Source organism: Micromonospora sp. NPDC049359, from assembly GCF_044466585.1.
Taxonomy (GTDB): Bacteria; Actinomycetota; Actinomycetes; order Mycobacteriales; family Micromonosporaceae; genus Micromonospora.
Genome location: NZ_JBITMW010000017.1, coordinates 137036 through 143402, shown reverse-complemented (window position 1 = coordinate 143402; position 6367 = coordinate 137036). Strand labels below are relative to the sequence as shown.

Here is a 6367-nt window from a genome sequence, read left to right as displayed (position 1 = left end):
TGGGAGCAGCAGGCCACCGACCTGGTCGCCCACAACTGGAACAGCTAAGACACACAGATGGCCGGCACCCCGACAACGGGTGCCGGCCATCGCCGCATTTCCAGACCTCGGCGGCGTCGGGGTGGGCCTACCGTCGGTGGCGTGATGCCTGTGGGTCATCAAGATGACGCACAGGCATCACGCTTGTTGGGGCGGTGTCGGGTGGCGGCGTCGCGGCGTGGGGTGGGGCCGGGGTGGGCCTACCGCCGGCGGCGTGATGCCCGCGGGTCATCACGATGGCCCAAGCTGTCCCGGTGGACGCCGTCGGTGGCCAGCGGGCTGCGGATCCCGCGTGGCGACGTAGCGCAGTGGCGTTGTCAGCGCGCGGTGATCCGATCGACGATCGCGTCCGTACCCTCCGGCGGGGACCGGCGGAGGGACAGGGCATGGCCGTGGTGGGTGACGGCAGCGAGCATCAGGCGGCACGCCGAACAGGTCGGCAATGCGCGCAGACGATGGCGGCGGCTCGGACGGCTGCGGCGCACCTGCCGGCCGACGACCCGGCGACGAGCCAACCGGGGTCCGAGCCGGCCAGCCGGGACCGGGAGACCAGCACAGCGGGACCGCCGCCCGAGACAGAGCCTCGCCCGGCGTCCGATGCAGGCTCACCTGCGGGCCGGGACGTTGCGCCGCGTTCGAGGCAGGACACGGAGGTAGGGCCACCGGAGGCGGAGGTCGCGTCGGGACGCTGGTCCGTCGGTGCCCGCCTGCTGCTGACCGCCGCTGCCGTCGTGCTTGTGCTCGGCGTCATGGCCGTCGCGGTGATCGTGAGTGACCCCTACCGCCTCGGTCAGACCTACAGTGACACGGGTCCGCAGGACACGAGGCAGGACGCCGCGGCGGCATCCGACCAGACGATGACCGCGTCGTTGGCGGGCCGGCAGAAGGCCACCTTCGTGCTCGTCGACGGGTTGACGTCGTTCGACCTGCGGGTGACGGACCTGGGTGACGACCTCTACCGGATCAGCAGCCCGTCCGGCACGGGTGTGGCTGCCCGGCCGGTGCTCGATGGGGAGACGGTCCGGCTCGGCGTGGTGGCCGCCGGCGCGTCCGATGGACGGGCCGTACGGGTGTTGCTCAGCGAGCGGGTCGCCTGGCGTCTGCGCCTGGAGGGTGGGGTCAGTGAGCAGGTGCTGGATCTGACGCGGGCGCGTCTGCGGGGAGTGGACCTTGTCGGCGGCTCCGCTCGTACCGATCTCATCCTGCCGCCCGTGGATCGCGGCGTCATGACGGTGCGGTTGACCGGCGGGACCAGCCGGCTCTCCGTCCGGGTGCCGGGCACGCCGCCGGTGCGGGTGCGCGCGGGCTCGGGCGCCGGCTCGGTGGTGGTCCGCGACCAGCGGTGGAACGGGGTCGCCGCCGGGGATCTGGTGAGCACGCCGGGATGGGACCGCTCGTCCAACCGGATCTTTCTGGACCTGGTCGCGGGCGTCAACGCGGTGACGGTGGCCGAGGCCCGGTGACGGCGGGCCGGCTTCAGCGGCCGGGGTGACGCCGGGTGGATCGAGCGCGGGTCCGAGCGCCCGCGCGGTTGAGTTGGGGGTCACCCCGAACCGGAAGCGCCGCTGTCGGTGGAGCGCGCGAGCGTACAGTCGGGCGGTGGAGCGTACCGAATCGATGCTGGCGCAGACCCGACCGCCCGGCGTGGCCGACGTCGATCCCGGCAGCGTGCTGCTGCCCGGCCACGACGTGCCGCTCGGTCGGTACACGACGGTGCGGCGTCTGCTGCCGCAGCGGCCCCGACGGATGGTCGGCGCGTGGTGCTTCGTGGACCATTTCGGCCCGGATGATGTGGCGCAGCGACCGGGCATGGAGGTTCCGCCGCACCCGCACACTGGGCTGCAGACGGTGACGTGGCTGCTCGACGGCGAGATCATCCACCGGGACAGCCTGGGCAACGTCCAGGCGATCCGACCCGGCCAGTTGAACGTGATGACCTCCGGGCACGGCATCGCCCACTCGGAGCGGTCGCCGGCCACGCACCCGCCGGTGATGCACGGTGTGCAGCTCTGGGTGGCGCTGCCGGACCCGGCGCGGGCCGGCGCGGCCGACTTCGCCCACCACGCCGACCTGCCGCGCTGGCGCGACGGTGAGGTCGACGCGACGCTGCTGGTGGGCGAGTTCGCCGGGCAGCGGTCGCCGGCGGTGGTGCACACCCCGCTGGTGGGCGTGCAGCTCGAGCTGGGCGGGTCCGCGCCGACGACGCTCCCGTTGCGACCCGACTTCGAGTACGCCGTGTTGGCGATGTCCGGCGCGGCCGAGGCCGCCGGGGTGGGCTTCGAGCCGGGGGCGCTGCTCTATCTGGGTACGGGTCGGCGTGAGCTGACCGTGCGCGGCGGGGCGGGGGCGCGGCTGTTGCTGCTGGGCGGTACGCCGTTCGAGGAGCCGCTGGTCATGTGGTGGAACTTCGTGGGCCGTTCGCACGAGGAGATCGCCGAGGCTCGGGACGACTGGATGGCGGGGCGGCGTTTCGGGGTGGTGGCCGACGACGCGGCGTCGCCGCTGCCCGCGCCCGCGCTGCCCACCACCCGGCTCAAGGCCCGCGACCGTACCGGCGGCCTGCACGGCTGACCCGACCCGCTCTGCGGAACGGCCGACCGAGGGCTGACGTGCGTTGGCCCACAGTTCGGCAAAAACTGACCGTACGGAGGATGTTCTGTCGTATGGTTGTACCCGGCAGTGCTGACCGCTCGGTTCGGGCGGGCATCCACCGCCTGGTGGCCGCGACCGGTTCGGACGTGGTCCACCGCCTGGGCAGGTTTGCGTGGCGCCCCCGGTCGCGGTTCGTGGCCAAGGGGCGCCCGCCTGTCCCGGCGAGGCTCCCGCCCGTGACGCAGCCGGGCCTCAGCTCTCAATGCGCCAGCCCCGCCAGCAGGTTCACCGTGACGGCGATGACGAACGCGCCGAACAGGTACGACACCATCGAGTGCCGCAGCACCGTCCGGCGCATCTCGTTGCTGGTCAGGTTGGTGTCGGAGACCTGGAACGTCGCCCCGACGGTGAACGCCACGTAGGCGAAGTCCGAGTACCGGGGCGGTTCACTCTGGTTGAAGTTCACCCCGCCGTCCGGGCCCGTGTAGTAGATCCGCGCGTAGCGGGCGGCGAAGACGGTGTGCACGACCAGCCAGGACAGCACCACGCTGAGGACCCCGAGCGCGCCGTACAGGTCGCGGCGTACTCCGGGTGGCGCGGCGTGCGCGCTGGCCAGGACCAGCCCGACGGCCAGCAGGCTGGCGAGGCAGGCGATCAGCAGGACCACGTCCCGGGTGGCCCGGTTGGGGTCCTCGTGCACGGCGAGCTGCGCGGTGCGCGGCGCGTCCATCGGCCAGAGCTTGCGCCAGACCAGCGTCAGCCAGCTCAGCGCGGCGGCGTCCCAGCCGGCCAGCGGGGACAGCGCGGGCGACAGCGCCAGGGCGAAGACGCCGCCCACGAGGACGCCGACGGCCGCCACGATGGCGAGCTGCGTCGCCGCGGGGGTGTGCCCGTCCGGCGGGCGCGACAGCGGACCGGTGCCGGTCATCGGCGACGCCGGCTCGCCACGACGGACGACCCCACCGCGTGGTCAGAGGCCGCGCAGGTGCTGCGACACCCGGTTGTGCTTCTTGTCCCGGGCCTGCGTGGCGCGTTGCGCCGGGCCGACCTCGGGGGCCGCCTCGATGCCGGCCGAGCGGGCCACCTCGGTGCCGTTGGCGTAGTCGACCGGCGGCAGGGCGCGCAGCGCCTTGAGCACGTCCGGCGGGGCGCCTTCGCGTTCGGCCTCGCGGACCACGTCGTCCTTCTCGGCCGGGTAGTCCAGGCTCGACAGGTACTGCAGGACGTCCGCGTAGCTCGCCATGTCTGGGGCTCCCTCGGGGCATGGATTGGTCGCGTCCGGCGGCGGTTACCCGTCCGCCGTCGGGTCACGCCCGGGTCGGTCCGGGAAATCCGGCGTCGTTTCCACCGGGGCGCGGCGGGTACCCGCAGGCGCCGCAGACACAGTTCGAGGGAGTACGCGATGAACTACGACACCTTCGTCGACCAGGTTTCCCAACGCACCCGTACGTCGTCGGAGCAGGCCGTCGAGCTGACCCGGGCGGTGCTGGAGACGTTCGCCGAGCGGCTGACCGGTGGCGAGGTGCTGGACCTGGCTGCCCAGTTGCCGCAGCCGCTGCAACTGGTGCTCAAGCCGAGCCCGAGCACCGAGCAGGCGGACCGCTTCGGGGCGGCCGAGTTCGTGGCGCGCGTGGCGTTGCGGGCGCGGGTCGAGGAGCCGGCGGCGCGGGACGCCGTCCGGGCGGTGTTCACCACGCTGCGCGAGGCGATCACGGGCGGCGAGTTCGACGACGTGGCGACGCAGTTGCCGCGCGACTACCGGGACCTCGTCGAGCAGGCGATGGCCCCCGGCGCGACGCTGCGCCGCGCCTGACGGCGGGCGGAGAAGCAGGCGCACACAGCGGTTGGCCAGGGCAACCATCGACGTCCGGCTTGGCGTGTCGATCCGGCCTGGCCTAACCTGGTCGTGGCGAGGGGAGTACTTCCCACGAACCATTCCGGTCAGTACGGCACGCCCGGCGTGCCTCGGGTGGTTGCCCATCTGGTGATGGGTGAAGGAGACCTCGAACATGACACGGTGTTCGAGGAGACCCCATGACCGAATTGTCCCCCTTGGCGGCGGCGAGTGACCTGACATCGATCGGTACGCCCACCCTCTGGGCGGTGACGATCGCCGGCGTACTGCTCCTGCTGGTGCTGGACTTCCTGGTGACGCGCAAGCCGCACGAGGTGTCCATGCGCGAGGCGATCGGCTGGTCGGCCTTCTACATCGCCCTGCCGCTGGCCTTCGGCGGCTGGCTCTGGGCCCGCTACGGCTCCCAGCAGGGCGTCGAATACCTGACCGGTTACCTCGTCGAGAAGTCGCTCTCGGTCGACAACCTCTTCGTCTTCATGCTGCTGCTGGCCGCGTTCGCGGTGCCGGCCGTGCTGGCCCAGCGGGTGCTGCTCTACGGCATCGCGGGCGCCCTGGTGCTGCGGGCGGTCTTCATCGCCCTCGGCGCGGCGGCGTTGCAGACCCTCGACTTCGCGTTCCTGCTCTTCGCGATCATCCTCATCGCCACCGCGGTGAAGCTCCTGCGCGACGCCCTCTCCGGGCACGAGCAGGAGGTCGACATCAACACGATGCGCTCGGTCAAGCTGCTGCGCAAGGTCATGCCGGTGGTCGACGACTACCACGGCACCCGGATGACCGTCCGGGAGGGCGCCCGGCGGGCGCTCACCCCGTTCGCCCTGGTGGTGGTCGCGGTGCTGGCCACCGACATCGTTTTCGCCGTCGACTCGGTGCCGGCGGTCTACGGGATCACCGAGGACCCGTACCTGGTCTTCGCCACCAACGCCTTCGCCCTGCTCGGCCTGCGGGCGCTCTACTTCGTCCTGCACGCGGCGCTGAGCCGGCTGGTGCACCTCAGCTACGGCCTGGCGATCATCCTGGCGTTCATCGGGCTCAAGCTGGGTCTGCACTGGGCGCACGGCATCTGGGAGAGCGTGCCGCAGATCCCCACCCTGGCCTCGCTCGGCGTGATCATCGGCGTGCTGGTGGTGGTCACCCTGACCAGCCTGCGCGCCACCCGGGGCGGCACGCCCGCCGAGCGCGAGGTCGTGACCGAACGGCACTGACCGCGCCGCGCCGGGCCCACGAGGGGGTACGCGGGAAAGCTCCCGCCCCGGCCGGCCCGGGTGGTACGACTGTGCAATGGGAATCGTGTCACCGGGCTTCCAGGGTCGGCCCCGATCACAGGAGCCGGCCCTGCCGCCCGGTCAGTACCTGACCGAGGATTTCCCGGTGCTCTCGGCCGGCCCGACACCCCGGGTCTCCCTGGACACCTGGGAGTTCGTCATCGCCGCCGAGAACGGCACCGAGTACCGGTGGTCGTGGCAGGAGTTGATGGCGCTTCCGCAGGAGACGCCGACCGTCGACATCCACTGCGTCACCCACTGGTCGAAGCTCGGCACCTCCTGGACGGGCGTCTCCCTGGACACCCTGCTCGACGGTGTGGACACTGGCGCGCACTTCGCGCTCGCGCACTCCTACGGCGGCTATACCACCAACCTGCCCCTGGACGACCTGCGCGGCGGCCGGGCGTGGGTGGCGCACACCTTCGACGGCGCACCGCTGCCGGCCGAGCACGGCGGGCCGGCCCGGCTGCTCGTGCCGCACCTGTACTTCTGGAAGTCCGCCAAGTGGGTGCGCGGCATCCGGCTCAAGACGATGGACGAGCCGGGTTTCTGGGAGACCGCCGGGTACCACGACTACGGCGACCCGTGGCGCGAGCAGCGGTACCAGGGTGACTGAGCG

The 6367-nt window shown here is 72.2% G+C and carries 7 protein-coding genes; 5 read left to right on the top strand and 2 right to left on the bottom strand.

From position 1 onward, the window contains the following. The first annotated feature begins 788 nt into the window (after positions 1-788). Positions 789-1502, top strand: coding sequence for a hypothetical protein (locus tag ACIBTX_RS30630; RefSeq protein ID WP_396833333.1), 714 nt, complete (start codon positions 789-791; stop codon positions 1500-1502). 136 nt (positions 1503-1638) lie between these two features. Further along, on the top strand, positions 1639-2610 hold the full coding sequence (locus ACIBTX_RS30625; RefSeq protein WP_357172231.1) for a pirin family protein: 972 nt from the start codon (positions 1639-1641) through the stop codon (positions 2608-2610). A 280-nt stretch (positions 2611-2890) separates the two neighbouring features. On the opposite strand, the gene ACIBTX_RS30620 is transcribed toward ACIBTX_RS30625, so the two are convergent. Further along, positions 2891-3559 (bottom strand): DUF1345 domain-containing protein, encoded by a 669-nt coding sequence (locus ACIBTX_RS30620; RefSeq protein WP_357121742.1) that lies wholly within the window; start codon positions 3557-3559, stop codon positions 2891-2893. A 42-nt stretch (positions 3560-3601) separates the two neighbouring features. Next, on the bottom strand, positions 3602-3874 hold the full coding sequence (locus tag ACIBTX_RS30615) for a DUF2795 domain-containing protein (protein WP_357121745.1): 273 nt from the start codon (positions 3872-3874) through the stop codon (positions 3602-3604). Between the two features lie 159 nt (positions 3875-4033). Here ACIBTX_RS30615 and ACIBTX_RS30610 point away from each other — a divergent pair, with 159 nt between their 5' ends. From ACIBTX_RS30610 to ACIBTX_RS30600, 3 genes are all read left to right on the top strand, one after another. Next, positions 4034-4444, top strand: a complete 411-nt coding sequence (locus tag ACIBTX_RS30610) for a DUF2267 domain-containing protein (protein ID WP_357121748.1) — start codon at positions 4034-4036, stop codon at positions 4442-4444. A gap of 221 nt (positions 4445-4665) precedes the next feature. Next, entirely contained in the window at positions 4666-5688 is a 1023-nt protein-coding gene (locus ACIBTX_RS30605; RefSeq protein ID WP_357121751.1) for a TerC/Alx family metal homeostasis membrane protein, read from the top strand. 76 nt (positions 5689-5764) lie between these two features. Then, positions 5765-6364, top strand: a complete 600-nt coding sequence (locus ACIBTX_RS30600) for a sulfite oxidase-like oxidoreductase (protein WP_357121754.1) — start codon at positions 5765-5767, stop codon at positions 6362-6364. The last annotated feature ends 3 nt before the right edge of the window (positions 6365-6367 follow it).